Source organism: Pseudomonas sp. H3_E07, from assembly GCF_054668895.1.
In genome coordinates, this window is record NZ_CP162795.1 from 3,043,223 (window position 1) to 3,062,919 (window position 19,697).

The 19,697-nt window shown below is 60.9% G+C and carries 21 protein-coding genes, 1 other RNA gene and 1 pseudogene; 11 read left to right on the top strand and 12 right to left on the bottom strand.

Features of this window, described 5'->3' with window-relative positions; genetic code table 11:
• The first annotated feature begins 132 nt into the window (after window positions 1-132).
• Entirely contained in the window at window positions 133-282 is a 150-nt protein-coding gene (locus tag AB4O08_RS13765) for a hypothetical protein (protein WP_010207387.1), read from the top strand.
• 8 nt (window positions 283-290) lie between these two features.
• Here AB4O08_RS13765 and AB4O08_RS13770 read toward each other — a convergent pair whose 3' ends face one another.
• The 4 genes from AB4O08_RS13770 to AB4O08_RS13785 all read right to left on the bottom strand — a co-directional run bounded on the left by AB4O08_RS13770 (window position 291) and on the right by AB4O08_RS13785 (window position 1,709).
• A complete protein-coding gene (locus AB4O08_RS13770; protein WP_010207386.1) occupies window positions 291-920 on the bottom strand; it encodes a 5-formyltetrahydrofolate cyclo-ligase in 630 nt (209 codons plus the stop codon).
• Between the two features lie 56 nt (window positions 921-976).
• Window positions 977-1,155, bottom strand: a non-coding RNA gene (gene ssrS, locus AB4O08_RS13775) — 6S RNA.
• Between the two features lie 30 nt (window positions 1,156-1,185).
• Complete coding sequence (locus AB4O08_RS13780) at window positions 1,186-1,503, bottom strand: cell division protein ZapA (protein WP_010207385.1); 318 nt, start codon at window positions 1,501-1,503, stop codon at window positions 1,186-1,188.
• The gene (locus AB4O08_RS13785; RefSeq protein ID WP_007982902.1) at window positions 1,500-1,709 is read right to left on the bottom strand and encodes a TIGR02449 family protein; all 210 of its coding nucleotides are present in this window, start codon (window positions 1,707-1,709) and stop codon (window positions 1,500-1,502) included. Before AB4O08_RS13785 ends, AB4O08_RS13780 begins: the two co-directional genes overlap by 4 nt.
• Window positions 1,710-1,847: 138 nt before the next feature.
• On the opposite strand from AB4O08_RS13785, the gene AB4O08_RS13790 reads away from it, so the two are divergent.
• The 9 genes from AB4O08_RS13790 (at window position 1,848) to gcvH (ending at window position 11,257) form a co-directional block, all read left to right on the top strand.
• Window positions 1,848-2,405: a YecA/YgfB family protein gene (locus tag AB4O08_RS13790; protein ID WP_021492630.1), complete on the top strand. Its 558-nt coding sequence runs from the start codon at window positions 1,848-1,850 to the stop codon at window positions 2,403-2,405.
• Between the two features lie 19 nt (window positions 2,406-2,424).
• Entirely contained in the window at window positions 2,425-3,747 is a 1,323-nt protein-coding gene (gene pepP / locus AB4O08_RS13795; RefSeq protein ID WP_021492631.1) for a Xaa-Pro aminopeptidase, read from the top strand.
• Window positions 3,744-4,931: a 2-octaprenyl-6-methoxyphenyl hydroxylase gene (gene ubiH, locus AB4O08_RS13800; protein WP_010207380.1), complete on the top strand. Its 1,188-nt coding sequence runs from the start codon at window positions 3,744-3,746 to the stop codon at window positions 4,929-4,931. The genes pepP and ubiH overlap by 4 nt, the downstream gene beginning before the upstream one ends.
• Complete coding sequence (locus tag AB4O08_RS13805; RefSeq protein WP_010207379.1) at window positions 4,924-5,409, top strand: DUF4442 domain-containing protein; 486 nt, start codon at window positions 4,924-4,926, stop codon at window positions 5,407-5,409. Before ubiH ends, AB4O08_RS13805 begins: the two co-directional genes overlap by 8 nt.
• 9 nt (window positions 5,410-5,418) lie before the next feature.
• Entirely contained in the window at window positions 5,419-6,636 is a 1,218-nt protein-coding gene (locus AB4O08_RS13810) for a 2-octaprenyl-3-methyl-6-methoxy-1,4-benzoquinol hydroxylase (protein ID WP_460114866.1), read from the top strand.
• Window positions 6,637-6,797: 161 nt separating this feature from the next.
• Window positions 6,798-7,802 carry an extracellular solute-binding protein gene (locus AB4O08_RS13815; protein ID WP_010207376.1) on the top strand — a complete coding sequence of 335 codons (1,005 nt, stop codon included), beginning with the start codon at window positions 6,798-6,800 and terminating at the stop codon, window positions 7,800-7,802.
• 163 nt (window positions 7,803-7,965) lie between these two features.
• On the top strand, window positions 7,966-9,582 hold the full coding sequence (locus AB4O08_RS13820) for an ABC transporter permease (RefSeq protein ID WP_154847765.1): 1,617 nt from the start codon (window positions 7,966-7,968) through the stop codon (window positions 9,580-9,582).
• A 155-nt stretch (window positions 9,583-9,737) separates the two neighbouring features.
• A complete protein-coding gene (gene gcvT, locus AB4O08_RS13825) occupies window positions 9,738-10,820 on the top strand; it encodes a glycine cleavage system aminomethyltransferase GcvT (RefSeq protein ID WP_198831515.1) in 1,083 nt (360 codons plus the stop codon).
• A 53-nt stretch (window positions 10,821-10,873) separates the two neighbouring features.
• Window positions 10,874-11,257, top strand: coding sequence for a glycine cleavage system protein GcvH (gcvH, locus tag AB4O08_RS13830; protein WP_460114184.1), 384 nt, complete (start codon window positions 10,874-10,876; stop codon window positions 11,255-11,257).
• A gap of 127 nt (window positions 11,258-11,384) precedes the next feature.
• Here the strand turns inward: gcvH and AB4O08_RS13835 are convergent, their stop codons facing one another.
• From AB4O08_RS13835 to AB4O08_RS13865, 7 genes and pseudogenes are all read right to left on the bottom strand, one after another.
• Complete coding sequence (locus tag AB4O08_RS13835) at window positions 11,385-12,527, bottom strand: DegT/DnrJ/EryC1/StrS family aminotransferase (protein ID WP_042570918.1); 1,143 nt, start codon at window positions 12,525-12,527, stop codon at window positions 11,385-11,387.
• A gap of 159 nt (window positions 12,528-12,686) precedes the next feature.
• Window positions 12,687-13,352, bottom strand: a pseudogene (locus AB4O08_RS13840) (outer membrane protein).
• Between the two features lie 188 nt (window positions 13,353-13,540).
• A complete protein-coding gene (locus AB4O08_RS13845) occupies window positions 13,541-13,855 on the bottom strand; it encodes a DUF2388 domain-containing protein (protein WP_003176799.1) in 315 nt (104 codons plus the stop codon).
• 69 nt (window positions 13,856-13,924) lie between these two features.
• Window positions 13,925-14,371 (bottom strand): NfeD family protein, encoded by a 447-nt coding sequence (locus tag AB4O08_RS13850; RefSeq protein ID WP_010207365.1) that lies wholly within the window; start codon window positions 14,369-14,371, stop codon window positions 13,925-13,927.
• Window positions 14,372-14,381: 10 nt separating this feature from the next.
• Entirely contained in the window at window positions 14,382-15,302 is a 921-nt protein-coding gene (locus AB4O08_RS13855; protein ID WP_010207363.1) for an SPFH domain-containing protein, read from the bottom strand.
• A 77-nt stretch (window positions 15,303-15,379) separates the two neighbouring features.
• Window positions 15,380-17,059 carry a GspE/PulE family protein gene (locus AB4O08_RS13860; RefSeq protein ID WP_010207361.1) on the bottom strand — a complete coding sequence of 560 codons (1,680 nt, stop codon included), beginning with the start codon at window positions 17,057-17,059 and terminating at the stop codon, window positions 15,380-15,382.
• 84 nt (window positions 17,060-17,143) lie between these two features.
• Complete coding sequence (locus tag AB4O08_RS13865) at window positions 17,144-17,482, bottom strand: hypothetical protein (protein ID WP_047542485.1); 339 nt, start codon at window positions 17,480-17,482, stop codon at window positions 17,144-17,146.
• Window positions 17,483-17,609: 127 nt separating this feature from the next.
• Between AB4O08_RS13865 and AB4O08_RS13870 the strand changes: the two genes are divergently transcribed.
• Entirely contained in the window at window positions 17,610-18,080 is a 471-nt protein-coding gene (locus AB4O08_RS13870) for an Lrp/AsnC family transcriptional regulator (RefSeq protein ID WP_047542487.1), read from the top strand.
• A 104-nt stretch (window positions 18,081-18,184) separates the two neighbouring features.
• On the opposite strand, the gene AB4O08_RS13875 is transcribed toward AB4O08_RS13870, so the two are convergent.
• The gene (locus AB4O08_RS13875; protein ID WP_010207357.1) at window positions 18,185-19,552 is read right to left on the bottom strand and encodes a CYTH domain-containing protein; all 1,368 of its coding nucleotides are present in this window, start codon (window positions 19,550-19,552) and stop codon (window positions 18,185-18,187) included.
• Window positions 19,553-19,697 lie beyond the last annotated feature (145 nt).

Sequence of the window (19,697 nt, forward strand, 5' to 3'; positions counted from 1 at the left end):
GGTTGGCGTCAAGGTTTGCGTGTTGGTTCACGTTACCGCAGAATGCCGGCTTTTAAAGCTTGACGCAGCTGCAACGGACTACTTTGGAACGTTGTTGTCATCGTGTACGAGGTGCCTGCAGGGGGGCAATCGATGCAACGTAAACCGGATTTACTATGGATTTTGGTGATTTTGTTTGGTCTGGGCGTCGTGACCACCGGGTATGCCCAAAGCTTATGGTCGAACAAGACCGATGCACCCGTTGAACTGGCTCAGCAGCAGCCGCAACCGTTCAAACGCTGACCCCTCTTCTAAGGCGCCGCTGACTCCAGTGGCGTCTTCGCAATATACCAACGCTTATCGGTTACGGTGCCCGCCAGCGGCACATCCCAGCTTGCCTGTGCCAATCGATCGACCTTCTGACATTCGTGGGCCAGGCCCAGCAGCGTCGGCTTGCGCCAGCTCTGACGGCGCGCCAGGTAGGCCAGGCTGCGATCGTAGAACCCGCCGCCCATGCCCAGGCGTCCTCCTGCATCATCGAAACCCACCAACGGCAGCAGCACCAGGTCCAGCGCCCAGACCTTGCGTTGGCGGCTGATATTCACCCGTGGTTCCAGGATACGAAAGCGATTGGGCAGCAGCTTTTCCCCGGGCCTTACGCGCTGGAACACCATCTTGGTCCGTGGCCAGGCGCTGAGCACCGGCAGGTAGGTGGCCTTGCCCCGGCGCTGGGCTGCACGCAACAGCAGGCGCGGATCAATTTCACCGTCCGTCGGTAGATACAAGGAAATATGTTTGGCCCGACGAAACAGCGGGTGCTGTGCGAGTTGCCGATACAGGCCGTGGGCGGCCTTGCGCTGCTCGCTCGGCGTGAGGGCGCGGCGGGCTTTGCGCAACATGCGTCGAAGTTGCGGACGGGAAAGCGGCGCAGGTTCGGTCATGGTTTCGGCTCATAAAACAATGCCAGTCCGAGGACTGGCATTGAGTTTGGGAATTCAGGCTCCCCGACAGAGCCGCTGTCGACTTAGCCCTTGAACCCGAAAGTTCAAGGTGGAAGATGCAGTAGGCTTTAAGGCTTTCCGTCTAGCGGACATGCACACCAGCCCAACGTGCAACTTCCAGGGTAGTGCGAATCGGCTCAGGGACATCGCCGACTGGCAAACACGCCAGGGAGTGGGGCGAGTATACCTTAAACAGTCGCCGCAATCAGCCCTTGGGTGCGTCTGAATCGCTGGAAAGCACCAGATCGACACGCTCCAGCAGGTCACGCACCTGCTCACGCGTCGAGCCGCTGGCCTGCACGTCAGGGCGTTCCTGCTTATGCAGTAAATCGTGGGTGATATTCAGGGCGGCCATCACGGCGATGCGGTCGGCGCCGATGACTTTGCCGCTGCTGCGGATCTCACGCATCTTGCCATCCAGGTAGCGGGCGGCGCTCACCAGGTTGCTGCGCTCCTCCTGGGGGCAAATGATCGAATACTCTTTGTCGAGGATCTGCACGGTGACGCTATTGCTTGAACTCATGAGTCTTGCTCCAGGGCCTTCAGGCGCGAAATCATCGATTCGACCTTACGCCGGGCGATTTCGTTTTTTTCAATGAGGTGAGCGCGTTCCTCGCGCCAGGTCTTTTCCTGAGCTAATAGGAGTCCGTTTTGACTCTTAAGTTGCTCGACCCGAGTAATTAGCAATTCGAGTCTGGCCATCAGCGCTTGCAGGTCGGTGTCTTCCATTGGGTTCCACTGGATTTGTCTGATGAATGGCAACTGCAGGATAAACGATCTGACGCCCTTGATAGTCTTGGTACGTCTGCCGGTGCTAGGATACAGCGCTCCATTCTAGACATTGCGCCGTCTGGCGCCTAGCTCACCATGCCTATTCAGAACTCCCCGTACGACGCTTTTTCCAAACTGCTGAGCACCAGCGGCCACCCATGCTCGCCTGCCGAACTGCACGGCGTGTTGCTGGGCCGCAGTTGCACCGGCGTTGGCTTTGATGCCGACAACTGGCTGGCAGACGTGGCCGAGCTGCTGGAAACCGAACCGACCGACAACGTGCGCAACGCGCTGATCGGCCTGCAAGAGATGGTCAAGGGCGAGCTGACCGGTGATGACGTCACCGTGGTCCTGCTGCTGCCGACCGACGACGCGCCGCTCGCCGAGCGCGCCGCCGCCCTGGGCCAATGGTGCCAAGGCTTCCTCCACGGTTTCGGCGTCAACGCCGGCGGCCTGGAACTGAGCACCGACGCCAAGGAAGTGTTGCAGGACCTGGCCGCCATCTCCCAGGTGCAAGATGCCCTGGAAGAATCCGAAGACGGTGAAGGCGACTACATGGAAGTCATGGAATACCTGCGCGTCGCGCCGTTGCTGCTGTTCACCGAGACCAAGAAGTCCGCTGAGCCTGCTGCACCCAAGCCGTCGCTGCACTAAAAAGGAAGCCCATCTGCCCATGATCCATATCCCCCGAGCGGAATACACCCGGCGCCGCAAGGCGCTCATGGCGCAGATGGAACCCAACAGCATCGCGATCCTGCCGGCCGCTGCCGTGGCGATCCGCAACCGTGATGTCGAGCACGTGTACCGCCAGGACAGTGACTTCCAGTACCTGAGTGGCTTCCCCGAGCCGGAAGCGGTGATCGTGCTGATGCCGGGTCGCCAGCACGGCGAGTACGTGCTGTTCTGCCGTGAGCGCAATGCCGAACGCGAACTGTGGGACGGCCTGCGCGCCGGCACCGAAGGCGCGATCCGTGACTTTGGCGCGGACGACGCGTTCCCCATCACCGATATCGACGACATCCTGCCCGGCCTTATCGAAGGCCGCGACCGGGTGTATTCGGCCATGGGCAGCAACGCCGAGTTCGATCGGCACCTGATGGACTGGATCAATGTGATCCGCTCCAAAGCCCATCTGGGCGCCCAACCGCCGAACGAATTCGTTGCCCTGGATCATCTGCTCCACGACATGCGCCTGTATAAATCGGCGGCAGAAGTGAAGGTGATGCGCGAGGCCGCGCGAATCTCCTGCGCGGCCCACGTGAAGGCGATGCAGGCCAGCCGGGCCGGCTTGCATGAGTTCAGCCTGGAAGCCGAGCTGGATTATGAATTTCGCAAAGGCGGCGCGAAGATGCCAGCCTATGGCTCCATCGTCGCCGCCGGGCGCAACAGCTGCATCCTGCATTACCAGCAGAATGACGCGGTGCTCAAGGACGGCGACCTGGTGCTGATCGACGCCGGTTGTGAGATCGACTGCTACGCCAGTGACATCACCCGCACCTGGCCGGTCAATGGCAAGTTTTCGCCGGAACAGAAGGCGATCTACGAAATAGTACTGGCTTCCCAGGAAGCCGCGTTTGCCGAGATCGCTCCGGACAAGCATTGGAACCAGGCCCACGAGGCGACGGTGCAGGTCATCACCGCCGGGCTGGTGAAGCTGGGATTGTTGCAAGGTGACGTTGACGAGCTGATCGCCAACGAAGCGTATAAAGCCTTCTACATGCACCGCGCCGGCCACTGGCTGGGCATGGATGTGCATGACGTGGGCGAGTACAAAGTGGGCGGTGAATGGCGGGTGCTGGAAGTCGGCATGGCGTTGACCGTGGAGCCGGGCATCTATATTTCGCCGGACAACCAGACTGTGGCAAAGAAATGGCGTGGCATTGGCGTACGCATCGAGGACGACGTGGTAGTGACCAAGCAAGGCTGTGAAATCCTGACCGGCGGTGTGCCCAAAACCGTGGCCGACATCGAAGCGCTGATGGCGGCTGCCCGATGAGCCGGGTCAATCTGGCAATCATCGGCGGCGGCCTGGTAGGCGCCAGCCTGGCGTTGGCGTTGCAGGCCGGGGCCAAGGCGCGGGGCTGGAAGATCGTGCTGATCGAACCCTTCGCGCCGGGCGACCACTACCAGCCAAGCTACGATGCGCGCTCTTCCGCCTTGTCCTACGGCGCGCGGCAGATCTATCAGCGCCTGGGCCTGTGGCAGGACATCGCCCGTCGCGCCGAGCCGATCAAACAGATCCACGTGTCCGACCGTGGACGCTTCTCTACCGCGCGGCTGTCTGCCATGGAAGAGGGCGTGCCGGCGCTCGGTTATGTGGTGGAAAACGCTTGGCTGGGCCAATGCCTGTGGCAAGGCCTGGATAAAGACGTGGTCAGCTGGCGTTGTCCGGCGGAAGTCACGCGCATGGAGCCGCTGCCCGATGGCTACCGCCTGACGCTCAACGATGAAACCGTCCTGGAATGCGACCTCGCCGTACTGGCTGACGGTGGCCGCTCCGGCCTGCGCGAGCAATTGGGTATTGGCGTGAAAACCCGCCCGTACAACCAGAGCGCGCTGATCGCCAACATCACCCCCAGCGAATCCCATAACGGCGAAGCGTTCGAGCGTTTCACCGATGAAGGCCCGATGGCCTTGCTACCACTGCCGGACAACCGCTGCGCGCTGGTGTGGACCCGCATCGGCATGGACGCGCAACGCCTGGCCAATCTCGACGAACGCAGCTTCCTGAGTGAATTGCAGGGCGTGTTCGGCTACCGCCTGGGCACGCTGAAGCAAGTGGGCGCTCGTCATCTGTACCCGCTGACGTTGGTTGAAGCCGAGGAACAAGTGCGCTCGCACCTGGCGGTCCTTGGCAATGCCGCCCACAGCCTGCACCCGATTGCCGGACAGGGCTTCAACCTGTCCCTGCGTGATGCGAATGCGTTGGCCGATGCTTTGCTGGCCGGGCCGCAAGTGCCGGGTGACCTGGCCACCTTGCAGGGCTATCGGGACCGACAGCGCCTCGACCAGAAACTCACCGTGGGCTTCTCCGACCAGGTCACGCGCCTGTTCGGCAGCGCCCAGCCGTTGGTCGCGCTGGGTCGCAACATGGGCCTGCTGGGCCTGGATCTGTTGCCGCCGGCCAAGCGCTGGTTCGCCCGTCAGGCCATGGGCCTGGGCACGCGCCCCGATGCGTAAGTGGTTGATCGAACGCCTCGGCAAGGCGCGGTTGTTGCGTTGGATCATGACCCTGTATCCACCGTACCTGGGCGCGGGGGTCAGCGTGCGGCATATGAGCGCCGATTTTCGTCAGGTTAAAGTGCGCATGGGCCTGGGCTGGTACAACCGCAACTATGTCGGCACGCAATTCGGCGGCAGCCTGTATTCGATGGTTGATCCGTTCTACATGCTGATGCTGATGGAGAACCTGGGCCGCGACTACATCGTGTGGGACAAGGCCGCGAGCATCGACTTTGTCTCGCCGGGCAAAGGCCCGGTGTATGCCGAATTTTCCATCGACGAAGCCTTGCTGGACGAGATTCGTCGACACACCGAAGGTGGCGAGAAGTACCTGCCCCACCTCAAGGTGCAGATTCATGACGGCTCCGGCACCCTGGTGGCGCGGGTCGACAAAACCCTTTACGTGCGGCGCAAGCCGCCAGTGAGACAGGCTTAAAGCATGGACATGCGCGCAGATGTGCTGATTGTCGGGGCCGGAATGGTCGGAAGCGCCCTGGCGCTGGCGTTGCAGGGCAGTGGCCTGCAGGTGCTGCTGCTTGACGGCAGCCCGCTGAGCGTCAAGCCGTTCGACCGTGACGCGGCCTTCGAGCCACGGGTGAGCGCCTTGTCGGCCGCCAGCCAGCGCATCCTCGAGCGCCTGGGCGTGTGGGATGGCATCGTGTCTCGGCGCGCCAGTCCTTACGGCGAGATGCAGGTGTGGGACGGCAGCGGCACCGGGCAGATCCACTTCTCGGCGGCCAGCGTGCATGCCGAGGTGCTCGGGCACATCGTCGAGAACCGCGTTGTGCAGGATGCCTTGCTCGACCGCCTGCATGACTGCGACCTGGGCCTGCTGGCCAATGCACGCCTGGAACAGATGCGCCGCTCCGGCGATGACTGGTTGCTGACCCTGGCCGACGGCCGCACGTTGCGCGCGCCGCTGGTGGTGGCTGCCGATGGTGCCAACTCCGCCGTGCGCCGCCTGACCGGCACCGCGACCCGCGAATGGGACTACCTGCATAACGCCATCGTCACCAGCGTGCGCAGCAGCGAGCCGCACCAGCGCACGGCGTGGCAACGCTTTACCGACACCGGCCCGCTGGCGTTCCTGCCGCTTGTGCGGGACGGGCAGGAGGATTGGTGTTCGATCGTCTGGTCGACGACGCCGGCCGAGTCCGAGCGCTTGATGGCGCTGGATGATGAAAGCTTCTGCCGCGAACTGGAGCGGGCTTTTGAAGGTCGTCTCGGTACGGTGCTGAGCGCCGACCCGCGCGTCTGCGTGCCGTTGCGCCAGTGTCACGCCAAACGCTACGTGGCCGAAGGCCTGGCATTGATCGGCGACGCGGCCCACGTCATCCACCCATTGGCAGGGCAGGGCGTGAACCTGGGCTTTCTTGACGCCGCGACACTGGCCGAAGTGCTGCTGTCGGCGACCGAGCGCGGCGAGCGCCTGGCAGATGTGAAGGTGCTGAGCCGCTACGAACGCCGACGCATGCCGCACAATCTGGCGCTGATGGCGGCGATGGAAGGTTTCGAGCGGCTGTTCCAGGCTGACCAACTACCGCTGCGCTGGTTGCGTAATGCCGGTTTGAAGCTGGTCGACCAGATGCCCGAAGCCAAGGCCGTGTTTGTACGCCAGGCGCTGGGCCTGACCGGCGATCTCCCTGACCTGGCCAAACCCTGACATTGAAGCCCGGTCCCTGTGGGAGCGGGCTTGCCCGCGAAGAGGCCATCAGTTCCACCGCAAAATGCTGGCTATGCAACATCTGGTAACGCCTCCACCAAGCGCTACCAAATGTGAGTCCTTATCATTTGCCCTCTTTTTGCAAATGAGAGACTGCCCCCATGTTGGCACCCAAGCGCCTCCTGACTGCTCTGGCACTCACCTTGATCGGCAGCACCACCGTGCAGGCCGCCGACGAAGTGGTGGTCTACTCCTCGCGCATCGATGAACTGATCAAGCCGGTGTTCGATGCCTACACCCAGAAAACCGGCGTGCAGGTGAAGTTCATCACCGACAAGGAAGCCCCGCTGATGCAGCGTATCAAGGCCGAGGGCGAAAACGCCACCGCCGACCTGCTGCTTACCGTCGACGCCGGCAACCTCTGGCAGGCCGAGCAGATGGGCATTCTGCAACCGTTCACCTCCCCGGTGATCGACAAGAACATCCCCCTGCAATATCGCTCTTCAAAACATACCTGGACCGGCTTGAGCCTGCGCGCGCGGACCATCGCCTATTCCACCGACCGGGTAAAACCGGGCGACCTCACCACCTACGAAGCCTTGGCCGACAAGCAGTGGGAGGGCCGCCTGTGCCTGCGCACGGCGAAAAAGGTCTACAACCAGTCGCTGACCGCCACCTTGATCGAAACCCACGGTGCGGCCAAGACCGAAGAAATCGTCAAGGGCTGGGTGAACAACCTGTCCACCGACGTGTTCTCCGATGACATCGCCGTGCTGGAAGCGATCAACGCCGGGCAGTGCGACGTAGGCATCGTCAACACCTACTACTACGGCCGCCTGCACAAGCAGAAGCCGGACCTGGCGGTAAAACTGTTCTGGCCGAACCAGGGCGACCGTGGCGTGCATGTGAACCTGTCGGGCATCGGTCTGACCCAGCACGCGCCGCACCCGGAAGCCGCCAAGGCGCTGGTGGAGTGGATGACCACGCCTGAGGCGCAGAAGATCTTTGCCGACGTGAACCAGGAGTTCCCGGCCAACCCGGCCGTGGCGCCGTCGGCGGAAGTGGCGAGCTGGGGCAAGTTCGTGGCGGACACCTTGCCGGTGGAAGTGGCGGGCAAGCGCCAGGCCGAGGCGATCCGGTTGATGGATCGAGCTGGCTGGAACTAAGCTCGGCCTCAACTGCACCGCCGATCAAATGTGGGAGCTGGCTTGCCTGCGATAGCATCACCTGGGTATCACTGATACACCGAGGTGCCTGCATCGCAGGCAAGCCAGCTCCCACATGGGTTAGCGGTGACTTCAAAATCTTCATTTGCCTGAGAGCTTTTCCTTGGCCCACCCCGCCCAACGCCGCTGGTACCTGCCGGTCTTCACCGTTGCCGCCCTGGTGCTGCTGCCGCTGAGCGTACTGCTGCTGTCCTGGCAAAGTATCGACGCACAAATCTGGTCGCACCTCTGGGAAACCCAGATGCCGCGCCTGCTGGGCAACACACTGACCCTGGTGTCGGGAGTCGGTGTCGGCGTAACCGTGCTGGGTGTCAGCCTGGCGTGGCTGACCAGCCTCTGCGAATTCCCCGGCCGGCGCTGGCTTGACTGGGCGTTGATGCTGCCCTTCGCCATCCCTGCGTATGTTCTGGCGTTCGTGTTTGTGGGGCTGCTGGACTTCTCCGGGCCTGTGCAAACCCTGCTGCGCGAATGGTTCGGCACCGGGCTGCGCCTGCCACGGGTGCGCTCCACCGGCGGTGTGATCATCGTCCTGGTGCTGGTGTTCTACCCCTACGTCTACCTGCTGGCGCGCACTGCATTCCTGGCCCAGGGCAAAGGCTTGATGGAGGCTGCACGGGTGCTGGGGCAATCGCCATGGCGAGCGTTCTGGCACGTGGCCTTGCCTATGGCGCGGCCGGCGATTGGCGCCGGGGTCGCGCTGGCGTTGATGGAGACCCTGGCGGATTTCGGTGCGGTTTCGGTGTTCAACTTCGACACGTTCACCACCGCCATCTACAAGACGTGGTACGGCTTTTTCAGCCTTTCCAGCGCTGCCCAGTTGGCCAGCCTGTTGCTGTTGGTGGTGATGCTGGTGCTGTATGGCGAGCGTCGCGCTCGGGGTGCCAGCCGACCGAGCAACGAGCGACCACGGGGCAAGGCGCTGTACCGTCTGCGGGGGGTCAAGGCGGCGGCGGCCAGTGGCTGGTGCGGGCTGGTGTTCGCCTGTGCGTTTGTCATCCCGATGCTGCAACTGGTCGTCTGGTTCTGGCAGCGTGGTCGCTTCGATCTGGATGAGCGTTATTCGGGCCTGATCATCCACACCCTTTACCTGGGCGGGATCGCCGCCTTGATCACGGTCAGCGTGGCGCTGGTGCTGGCCTTTGCCAACCGGCTGGCGCCAACGCGGGCGATCCGCTCCGGCATCAGCCTGGCCAATGTCGGTTATGCCTTGCCGGGTTCGGTGCTGGCGGTATCGATCATGTTGGCGTTCAGCTATCTGGACCGTGAACTGGTGGTGCCGTTGTCCGGCTGGTTCGGCGGCGCGGGCAAGCCATTGCTGTTGGGCAGCCTGTCGGCACTGGTGCTGGCGTATCTGGTGCGATTCCTGGCGGTGGCCTATGGACCCTTGGAAAACAGCCTGGCGCGCATCCGGCCCTCCTTGCCGGAAGCCGCGCGCAGTCTTGGCGTATGCGGTCCACGACTGTTTTGCAAAGTGTATCTGCCGTTGCTGCTGCCGGGGACCTTGAGCGCAGCGCTGCTGGTCTTTGTCGATGTGCTCAAGGAAATGCCCGCGACCCTGCTGATGCGCCCGTTCGGCTGGGACACCCTGGCCGTGCGGATCTTTGAAATGACCAGTGAAGGCGAATGGGCGCGGGCTTCTTTGCCCGCGTTGACACTGGTGCTGGTAGGCCTGTTGCCGGTGATCGGGCTGATTCGGCGCTCTGCCCGCCAAATCGGTTAGGTGCCAGTCCTACAGCTTGCGGCTACAATGCGCGGCATTCGGTGCGCTTCGTCTTTCGGAGCGGGTCGCTGAACGTGCTGCAGACCTTGTAATTCAAGGTGTTCGGCACGAACAGTAGCTCCGCGCACCTTCGCCACGCCCGGAAGGAGAAACCCATGGGACAGCGTACGCCTCTGTATGACCTGCATCTCGCCCTCGGCGCGAAAATGGTCGATTTTGGCGGTTGGGATATGCCTCTGCACTACGGCTCGCAAGTTGAAGAACACCATCAGGTGCGACGCGACTGCGGGGTGTTCGATGTATCTCATATGACCGTGATCGATGTCACCGGCCCCCAGGCCAAGGAATGGCTCCAGTACCTGCTGGCCAATGATGTCGAACGTCTGCACGACTGCGGTCGTGCGTTGTACAGCGCCATGCTTAACGAAAAGGGCGGCGTGGTGGATGACATGATTGTCTACCGCACCGAGTCCGCTTATCGCCTGGTGGTCAATGCCTCCACGCGCGACCAGGACATGGCGTGGATGCACGCGCAGCTGGGCAATTACCAGGTGCAGCTGCATGAACGCCCTGAGCTGGCCTTGCTCGCTATCCAAGGCCCTCACGCCCGGCAGAAGATTGCCGAGCTGGTTACCCAGTCTCGCAGCACGCTGATTCACCAGCTCAAGCCCTTCGAAGGCCAGGCCGATGGCGATTGGTTTATCGCGCGCACGGGTTACACCGGTGAAGACGGCCTGGAGATTGTCCTGCCGGCCGATCAGGCACCGGGCTTTTTCAACGACCTGGTAGGTGCCGGTATTTCACCCATCGGCCTTGGCGCCCGCGATACCCTGCGCCTGGAAGCAGGCATGAACCTCTACGGTCAGGACATTCACCAGGATATTTCGCCCCTGGCGTCGAACATGGCCTGGAGCATTGCCTGGGAGCCCGCCGAGCGTAACTTCATTGGTCGTGCTGCGCTGGAAGCGGAAAAAGCGACGGGTGTCCAGTTCAAACTGGTCGGCCTGGTACTGGAAGAGCGCGGGGTTTTACGTGCTCATCAGGTGGTTCGTATCGCCAATATTGGCGAAGGGGAGATCACCAGTGGTAGTTTCTCTCCTACGCTGAGCAAATCCATTGCCCTGGCGCGTGTACCGACGGCCACTGCCGATCGGGCCGAAGTGGAAATCCGCGGCAAGTGGTACCCGGTTCGAGTGGTCAAACCGACCTTCGTGCGCCATGGCAAAACCTTGATCTAACCTATTTTCGGCAGGCCAATGGCCGCTGACATTACCTCTTGAGGACACAGATTATGAGCGATATCCCTGCCGACCTGCGTTTTGCCGAAAGCCACGAATGGGCACGCCTGGAAGCCGACGGCACCGTGACCGTCGGTATTTCCGACCATGCACAGGCAGCGTTGGGTGACGTGGTGTTCGTTGAGCTGACCGAAGTCGGCAGCGTGTTTGATGCGGCGGCCCAGGCGGGTGTGGTGGAGTCGGTGAAGGCCGCTTCGGATATCTACTCGCCGGTAGCTGGCGAAGTGATCGCGGTGAACGAGGCCTTGAGCGACGAGCCAGAGCTGTTGAACTCCGACCCGTACGGCGCGTGGATCTTCAAGCTCAAGCCAAACGACCCGGCTGATCTGGAAAAACTGCTGGATGCTGCTGGCTACAAAGCCGCCATCGGCGAGTAAACGCCAATAGCTGGACCGGCTCAAAACAATGTGGGAGCTGGCTAACCTGCGATGCGGGCACCTCGGTGTATCAGTGATACCCAGGTGATGCACTCGCAGGCTAGCCAGCTCCCACAGCTGATTATGGCTAGCCGGCTTTCAGGACCGCCTTCACTGCTGCCACCGACCGTTCCACATCCGCTTCTGTCATTGCTGTGAACATCGGCAACGACACGATCAAACGACCTACCTTTTCTGCCACCGGGAACATACCTTCCTTGAACCCCTGCGCGCGATAAAGACTCAGCAGGTGGATCGGTGGGTAGTGATAGCCAATGCCGACGCCGTGGGCCTGCATCTGCTCCATGAAGGTGGCGCGGGCCGGCAGGTCGTCCTGGCGTTCCGGCAACACCAGTTGGAACAGGTGCCAGTTGCTGTTTTCGAAGTCGGCCGGTGGCAGTTGTGCGCCGTATTGCTCTTCAAAATCACTGCCAAAGCATTTGAAATAGTGCCGCGCCAGGTTCTGACGATGCGTGGTGATCTGCTCGATATGGGCAAACTGCCCCAGGCCAATGGCGGCGGCGATGTCGGTCATATTGAATTTGCCGCCCAGCACATCCACATCCAAACCATCGAAGCCGGTGCGGGTAACGCCCTGCAGCCGATATTTTTCCGCCAGCCGCGCTTCCTCGGCGTTGTTCAAGACCAGGCAACCGCCCTCGGAAGACGTGATGTTCTTGTTGGCCTGGAAGCTGAAAGACACGAAATCACCGGTGGCGCCGATACGCTCGCCATCCCAGCTGGAACCCAGCGCCTGAGCAGCATCCTCGACGATGCGCAGGTTGTACTTGTTTGCCAGCGCATACAGCATCGGCATGTCCAGGGGCAGGCCGGCCAGGTAAACCGGGATGATCGCCTTGGTGCGCGGGGTAATCGCGGCCTCCACTTGGGCCAGGTCGATGTTGCGGGTGACCGGGTCGATATCGGCAAACACCGGCGTGGCGCCCACTTCCAGGATCACGTTGGCCGTGGCAACCCAGGAGATCGGCGTGGTAATCACTTCATCGCCCGGCCCAATCCCGGCAATGCGCAAGGCAATCTCCATGGTGCACGTCCCGGAGTTGAAGGTGCGCACCGGCCGGCCGCCAAAGTATTCCGACAACTGAGCCTCGAACGCCTGCACTTTCGGCCCACTGGTGATCCAGCCTGAGCGCAGTACATCGCCGACCGCCGAGATGGTGGCTTCATCGATGGTGGGTTTGGAGAACGGCAGGAAGGGCTGTTGGCTCATGACGACGAAGGCATCCGTTTCAGAGTGGCGTTGAGTGGGCGAGGTAGCAGTACCGGCATGGTTGCACGGCTTGACTGAATATAGCCTGTCGCCTGTGAATGAATCGTCGTCGGTTGGGCAAAAAAATGCCGCTTCAAAAGCGGCATTCTCTAATGGGGCTCAGAAGGTGTACCGCGCTTCCAGGAACACGTTCTGCTCTTTGAGCTTGCCTTTGAGTTGTTCATCACGAGCGTTCACACGGTTTGCGAAGGTGTTGTAGCCGGTTTCCACGTCACCCATGGCGATGTAACGATAGCCCGCTCCCAGACTCAGTTGCTGGCTAACCTTCGCTTCCAGACCCATGCCTACGCTATAGGCGAGGTTGTGTTGGCGGTTGTTGGCGAAACGGCGGCTTTCATTGGTTTGATAGCCTTCGGCTTCAATGCGTGCGACGCCGACACCTGCCATACCGTAAAACGACAACCACTGGTTGATAGGGATATCTTTATAGCCGTTGAGCATCAAGCGTTGGCTCTGGACCTGCAAACTGTTGACGTTGGCATTAAAGGGGGCCCAGTAGGATTTGAATGTCGAGTTGTTCGGCAGCGTGTATTCCCCTTCCAGTCGCCAGCCATTGTCAAAGCTATAGCCAGCGGCGAAAGAGGCCACGAATGACTTGCTGCTATCCGGGGCGTCCACCCGTTCAGTCACGCGAGGGCTGGTGAGCAACGAACTGGAGAGGTTCTGGCGGGCATTGTTGAATTTGGCTGATCCGTACCAGCTTTCTGCCTAGGCGTAGGCGGTAGCAAATGCAGAGAGCAGCAGAGCGTAGGCAATCTTGTGCATGGGCAGTGATTCGCTTTATTCAAAAAGGAACCCTTAGCTTGTTGCCCGGCAGGAAGAGGCTCCACAGGACTTGTCTGTATTCAGCTGTGAAAGCAGGAACGTTTATGTAGCGCTCAGGTGCGATGACTGTAGGAGCTGAAGACAAAAAAATGCCGCTGTTTAAAGCGGCATTTTTTATCGAACCCGAGTTATTCGGTAACTGCGTTTTTCGCGAGAATGGCGTTGGCCAGTTCCATATCCGTGGCTTGCAGGCCAGGGTTGTCGGCGCGGACTTTCTGCATGGCTGCTTCCAGGTACGGGCCGCGGATGCCGCCGTCGCTGGCAACAAAGCTGCCTGCGTCATCCTGGGCGGCGACCACCAGCTTGTGGTCCTTGAAGGTCAGGTACGTCGAGCCAGTGGTGGCGCCCGACGAGATGACATTGCGCCAGAAACTGTCGGCCATGGCTGAACCGACAGGGAGGGAAAGCACAGCGAGGGTTGCGACAGCATATTTGAGACGCATGATGGGTGACTCCGGGTGGGTTATCTGTACATTATGATTGTAGTTATCCCGACCGAGTTCCCTCACTGACTAAACAGTTTCAACCCTTAACACCACGCCTTCTTGGCCAATCACCCGGACTTGAGCACCTGCAGCGCTGTCCGGGCCGGTGACCATCCATACGCCGTCACCGACCTTTATCTTGCCTCGCCCATCCACAATTGCCTGATGCACCACGAAGGTGCGGCCGATCAGCTCCGAGCCACGCTCGTTCAGTCCCGGCTGGTCGCTGGCCTTGGCACTGCTGCGCTGGCGCCTCCACCAATACACCGCGGTCAGGATCGACAACACGGCAAACAGTAGGAGTTGCCACTCCAGCCCCAAAGGTGGCACCAGGAACTTGATCACACCCACGGCCGCCGCCGCGATGCCCATCCACAGCAGGTAACCACCGGCACCGAATACCTCAAGGATCAACAGCACCGTACCCAGTGCCAGCCAATCCCAAAACGACAGATGCTGCAGGAAATCCCACATGGCGCTGGCCTCAGCCTTTCTTGTTGTCGAACGTTGCCTTGACGATCTCGCCGATACCACCGACTGCACCGATCACCTGGCTGGCTTCCAGCGGCATCAGGATGACCTTGCTGTTGTTGGCCGATGCCAGCTTGCCCAGTGCATCAATGTATTTTTGTGCGACAAAGTAGTTCACCGCTTGCACATTGCCCGACGCGATTGCTTCCGACACGACTTGCGTCGCGCGGGCTTCTGCTTCGGCCTGACGTTCGCGGGCTTCAGACTCCAGGAACGCCGCCTGCCGGCTACCTTCGGCCTCAAGAATCTGCGCCTGTTTCTTGCCTTCGGCGGTCAGGATTGCCGATGCTCGCAGCCCTTCCGCTTCAAGGATCTGTGCACGCTTGATTCGCTCGGCTTTCATCTGGCCCGACATGGCGGCCATCAGGTCGGCGGGCGGGCTGATGTCCTTGATCTCGATACGGGTGATCTTGATGCCCCACGGCGCGGTGGCTTCGTCTACGGTCTTCAGCAGTTTTTCGTTGATGCCATCACGCTGGCTGAGCATGGCATCCAGCTCCATGGACCCGAGTACGGTACGGATGTTGGTTTGCAGCAGGTTGCGGATGGCGTGTTCGAGGTTGTTGACCTCGTACGCGGCCTGGGCGGTGTTGACCACCTGGAAGAAACACACGGCGTCGATCTGCACAGTGGCGTTGTCGGCGGTGATGACTTCCTGGGGTGGGATATCCAGCACGCTTTCCATCACGTTGATCTTGCGACCAATGCGGTCCATGACCGGGATGATGATGTTCAGGCCAGGTTTGAGGGTGTTGGTGTAGCGGCCGAAACGCTCGACCGTCCACTGGTACCCCTGTGGGACCACCTTGAAACCCATGAATAGGATGGCAATGGCCAATCCTACGAAAAGAAGCAGTACGGTTCCGATCTGCATAGCGATTCCCTATCTGAATGTTTCAGTGAAACGACGTTGAGCCGATTGTAACGGTGTTGTCACCGATAAGAACGGTTTCACTGCTTATCAAACAAAGGATTTGTTACCGAATCCCCAGGCGTTACTCGTAATACTTCTGCCATCGTGGTCAGCCCCGCCTCGACCTTTTTCACGCCGGCCATGCGCAGGCTGCACATACCTTGGGCAATCGCTTTCTGGCGCAGGGCGTGTAGATCGGCGCCGGGTGTGATCAGGGTTTTGAGTGCTTCATTCAGCACCATGATTTCGTAAACACCGGCTCGCCCCCGATAACCGCTCTGTCGACACTCCCCGCATCCGACCGCTTCATGGGCGTCACCCAGCGTCCGCTTGCAATGAGGGCACAACACCCGCACCAGCCGCTGCGCCATCACCCCCAGCAAGGTGGCCTTGATCAAATAATGAGCAATGCCCAGTTCCTGCAAACGGCTGATGGCGCTGGGGGCGTCGTTGGTGTGCAGGGTCGACAGCACCAGGTGCCCAGTCAACGCGGCCTGGATCGCCATTTCGGCGGTCTCTTGGTCGCGGATCTCGCCAATCATGATGATGTCCGGGTCCTGGCGCAGCAGGGCGCGGATGCCGCTGGCGAAGGTCAGGTCGATGTTGTGCTGCACCTGCATTTGGTTGAACGTGGGCTCGACCATCTCGATCGGGTCTTCCACGGTGCACAGGTTGACCTCCCGGGTCGCCAGTTGCCTGAGTGTGGTGTAGAGCGTGCTGGTCTTGCCCGACCCGGTCGGGCCGGTCACCAGGATGATGCCGTGAGTCTGGCGCGTCATGGATTGCCAGCGTCGCTGGTCATCCGCCGACAGGCCAAGCTGGTCAAAGCCCTTGAGCAACACCTGCGGGTCGAAAATCCGCAGCACCAACTTCTCGCCAAATGCCGTGGGCAAGGTGGAAAGGCGTAGCTCAACCTCAGCGCCCGTCGGGCTTTTGGTTTTGACCCGGCCGTCCTGGGGCCTGCGTTTTTCTGCCACGTTCATGCGGCCTAGGCTTTTCAGGCGGCTGACTACCGCCATCGTTACCTGGGGCGGAAACTGGTAGACATCATGCAGCAGCCCGTCGATACGAAAGCGCACACGTCCCTGTTCACGGCACGGTTCAATGTGGATATCACTGGCGCGCTGGGCGAAAGCGTACTGCAGCAGCCAGTCGACGATATTGACGATGTGTGCGTCATTGGCATCCGGTTCCTGTTCGCGGGCGCCGAGGTTGAGCAGATCGACGTTGCCAGCTGCCACCACCTTTTGATCGGCTCCGCTGACGGACTTCGCCAGCCGGTAGAACTCACCGATACAGCGCGTAATGTCCTGGGGATTGGCGACCACGCGTTTGATCGAACGCTTGAGCACCTGCGAAAGCCCGGCTTCCCAACTGGTGACATGGGGCTGGGCGCTGGCGACGGTGACGGTTTGGGCATCCACCGCCACCGCGAGGATGGCGTGGCGTTGGGCGAACGCGTGGGACATCAGTGGCACTACCGTCGCCACGTCGATTTTCAATGGGTCGATGCGCAGATAAGGTTGCCCGGCCCGTTGGGCGAGCCATTCGGTCAGGGTTTCCAGGCACAGGCCTTGGGCTGCGATGCTCTCCAATGGGTGCAGGGTGTTGCTGGCCGGCAGCGCCGACAAGCGTTGGGCGATTTCTGGCGTGATCAGCCGCCCTTCGACCAAAGCCGGCAACAGTTGATGCAGTTCCAATCGTTGATCAACCGGCATGAAGGTTTTCCTGGGTGGCTGAGGGCGTAAGTCCCAGGCTAGACAGCCGCTGAACATCTTCCTCCCAGTGTGTATTGCAGGCTTTTACTGGGCGACCGCCACCACCGCTTGAGGCCCTACGGAATCAGCCGACCACATATCCAGAGTGCACACGCTGATCAGGTTTCGAATCTTTTCACCGATCACCTGGGCCCGGTGCCAGCTCAGGCCGTCCATCACGATGTCGATGTTCAGCAGGTCCTCTTCGCGGTTCACCATGACCTGTCGCGGCGTGAGGAATTGCAGGGCGAAATAGTTGAGGACCCGGCACAACAGGTCGGGCTCCGCCTCGGCGACGATTCGGTAATGCGCTTGGCAATGAACGCTGTTGACGGCCCACGCGTCGACGCGGGTAGCGGGGTGGTTGGTTTCGACGGCGTGCATGGGAAAGCTCCAGATTCGACTGGAGAAATTTTTACATTCGCCAGCGGAGATTTCTTATCTAAGATGAGCCTGTTTTAGGAATAATCGAATTGATCAATTCAAGATAGGCACTATTGAAGGTAATTATATGCACAGCGATTTGGACGCCTACGACCGCCGTATCCTGGCCCTGCTGCAAGAGGACGCCTCGCTGTCCAGCGCACAGATCGCCGAACAGGTGGGCCTTTCTCAGTCACCTTGCTGGCGGCGTATTCAACGTCTCAAGGAAGAGGGCGTGATTCGCGGCCAGGTGACTTTGCTGGATCGCAAGAAGATCGGCCTCAATACGCAGATCTTCGCCGAGGTCAAACTCAACGCCCACGGGCGCTCCAACTTCACCGAGTTCACCGACGCGATTCGCGGGTTTCCGGAAGTGCTGGAGTGTTATGTGCTGATGGGGGCGGTGGATTTTCTGCTGCGCATCGTTACCTCGGACATTGAGGCCTATGAGCGGTTTTTCTTCGAGAAGTTGTCGATGGTGCCGGGGATTCAGGAGGTCAATTCGATTGTGGCGTTGTCGGAGATCAAGTCCACCACCAGCCTGCCAGTGTTGCGCTGACAGGGCCGGCCTCATCGCGGGCAAGTCCACAGTGGATTGAGTTCACAGCTACTTGTCTGTGAACACAATCAGCGTGGGAGCCGGGCTTGCCCGCGATGACATCGTTACAGACGCAACAAAGTCTTCCAGGCCCGGTTCTGATACACCGCAATCGCCTGATGCATCCGCGCATCCAGCGACTCATCGGTGATCGGCTGGTTGGCCAGTTGGGCCAACTTGTTCAGCTCACCGTACAAACGGTCCAGCTCCGGAATGTCCACCACCTGACGCGCATGGTGCAGCCAGGCCTGGATGCGTTCGATACGCGGCAGTTGCTCGGCCAGGTCTTCCGGCTGTTGCTGGTAGCGCGGCAGTTGCAGGGCGACGGCGTCCTCGGCGAGCAGGCGCGGCAGCCAGTTGGTGAGTTGCGCAGCACCCTGGCGGTTGCCACGCACGTTGCGGTCTGCGGTCCAGGTACGGGCGAGCAGCCAGCGCGAGGCGTTCAGGGAAAACAGGCCCCAGCGCACGTCTTCCAGTTCTTCGGTGAACTGTTCCGGCGCGGCTTTGCGGATGTCTTCGTCGTCGTCACCGGCTTGAACCAGTGGGCGCCAGTCTTCCAGCAGGGCATCCAGTGCGCTGCGCAGTTCGCTGGTGGATTGACGCGGTGCGGCCTGGCCGAGGCTGCCGACCAGGGCGCGCAGTTCGCCGAGGTTGTCGACCCAGTCTTGCAGCAGGCGCCAGTGGCCATTGAAGCGGTACTGCTCGGCCAGGCGCTGGCTGCTGCCCAGCAGGTGCCACATGATCGCGGCGAAGGCGTCGTCCAATGGCATTTCGGCGTGCAGCTGTGGCGCCGGCAGGCTCAGGGAATAGCTGCTGGCGTCGTACAGGCGGTAGCCGCGCTCGGCCTTGCTGATATCGCATGGCATCAGTGCCAGGGTGGCGGCCAGTTCGGCGGCCAGCTCCAGCAATGCAGCCGGTTCGCCTTCGCGCAGTTCCAGTTCCAGCTCACAGATCTCTTCTTTCTGCTTGCCGACGACCACGTGGCCCAGGTCCAGGGCGGCTTCGATGACTACCTTGGCCTTGCCGCGGCCCCAGGCGATTTCGGCGCGTTCGCGCACGAAGTCGGTGGTGAAGATCGGCTTGAGGGTCTTTTTGTCCAACTCGGCCAATTGCTCGGGCCAGCATTCGCCGTCGAGTTTTTTCACGTCGAGCTTGGCTTTGGGCAGGTCCCAGTTGTATTCGTTGCGTTCCGACAAGCCGGCGACGCTTTGGCCGCGGGTCTTGAGGGTCTGGATGATGTCGTCACCGTCCTTGCGCAGGCGCAGGGCGACTTTGGCCTGGGCCAGATCGCGCTCGGGGGTGTCGAAATACTGGTTCATCAACTCACGGCGTTCCCAGCCACTTTTGTTGCGTTTTTTCAGGAGCGGGTGCTCACGCAGCGCCGCGAGGGTCTCGCGGCTGACGCGGAGTTTGATTTCAGTTTCTTTTTGCATGGCCGGTACATCCAGGATCGGGAGCGCAGCCGGGGAAAAGAGTGGCTGCCAAGGTCGTGCAGTGTACAGGAGTGAGCCCGGCAACGTGCCGCAACGGTTTATTGTGTCGTGCAGATGGCTCTATAGTGAGGTTCATCCGGGAAGC

Excerpts from the sequence above, each read along its gene's own strand:
- AB4O08_RS13805 (WP_010207379.1), top strand. The coding sequence starts at position 4,924 with ATGCGTAAGTGGTTGATCGAACGCCTCGGCAAGGCGCGGTTGTTGCGT.
- AB4O08_RS13815 (WP_010207376.1), top strand. The coding sequence starts at position 6,798 with ATGTTGGCACCCAAGCGCCTCCTGACTGCTCTGGCACTCACCTTGATC.
- gcvH (WP_460114184.1), top strand. The coding sequence starts at position 10,874 with ATGAGCGATATCCCTGCCGACCTGCGTTTTGCCGAAAGCCACGAATGG.
- gcvT (WP_198831515.1), top strand. The coding sequence starts at position 9,738 with ATGGGACAGCGTACGCCTCTGTATGACCTGCATCTCGCCCTCGGCGCG.
- AB4O08_RS13790 (WP_021492630.1), top strand. The coding sequence starts at position 1,848 with ATGCCTATTCAGAACTCCCCGTACGACGCTTTTTCCAAACTGCTGAGC.
- AB4O08_RS13875 (WP_010207357.1), bottom strand. The coding sequence starts at position 19,552 with ATGCAAAAAGAAACTGAAATCAAACTCCGCGTCAGCCGCGAGACCCTC.
- AB4O08_RS13810 (WP_460114866.1), top strand. The coding sequence starts at position 5,419 with ATGCGCGCAGATGTGCTGATTGTCGGGGCCGGAATGGTCGGAAGCGCC.
- ubiH (WP_010207380.1), top strand. The coding sequence starts at position 3,744 with ATGAGCCGGGTCAATCTGGCAATCATCGGCGGCGGCCTGGTAGGCGCC.
- AB4O08_RS13765 (WP_010207387.1), top strand. The coding sequence starts at position 133 with ATGCAACGTAAACCGGATTTACTATGGATTTTGGTGATTTTGTTTGGT.
- AB4O08_RS13845 (WP_003176799.1), bottom strand. The coding sequence starts at position 13,855 with ATGCGTCTCAAATATGCTGTCGCAACCCTCGCTGTGCTTTCCCTCCCT.
- AB4O08_RS13785 (WP_007982902.1), bottom strand. The coding sequence starts at position 1,709 with ATGGAAGACACCGACCTGCAAGCGCTGATGGCCAGACTCGAATTGCTA.
- AB4O08_RS13865 (WP_047542485.1), bottom strand. The coding sequence starts at position 17,482 with ATGCACGCCGTCGAAACCAACCACCCCGCTACCCGCGTCGACGCGTGG.
- AB4O08_RS13770 (WP_010207386.1), bottom strand. The coding sequence starts at position 920 with ATGACCGAACCTGCGCCGCTTTCCCGTCCGCAACTTCGACGCATGTTG.
- AB4O08_RS13850 (WP_010207365.1), bottom strand. The coding sequence starts at position 14,371 with ATGTGGGATTTCCTGCAGCATCTGTCGTTTTGGGATTGGCTGGCACTG.
- AB4O08_RS13835 (WP_042570918.1), bottom strand. The coding sequence starts at position 12,527 with ATGAGCCAACAGCCCTTCCTGCCGTTCTCCAAACCCACCATCGATGAA.
- pepP (WP_021492631.1), top strand. The coding sequence starts at position 2,425 with ATGATCCATATCCCCCGAGCGGAATACACCCGGCGCCGCAAGGCGCTC.
- AB4O08_RS13860 (WP_010207361.1), bottom strand. The coding sequence starts at position 17,059 with ATGCCGGTTGATCAACGATTGGAACTGCATCAACTGTTGCCGGCTTTG.
- AB4O08_RS13780 (WP_010207385.1), bottom strand. The coding sequence starts at position 1,503 with ATGAGTTCAAGCAATAGCGTCACCGTGCAGATCCTCGACAAAGAGTAT.
- AB4O08_RS13855 (WP_010207363.1), bottom strand. The coding sequence starts at position 15,302 with ATGCAGATCGGAACCGTACTGCTTCTTTTCGTAGGATTGGCCATTGCC.
- AB4O08_RS13870 (WP_047542487.1), top strand. The coding sequence starts at position 17,610 with ATGCACAGCGATTTGGACGCCTACGACCGCCGTATCCTGGCCCTGCTG.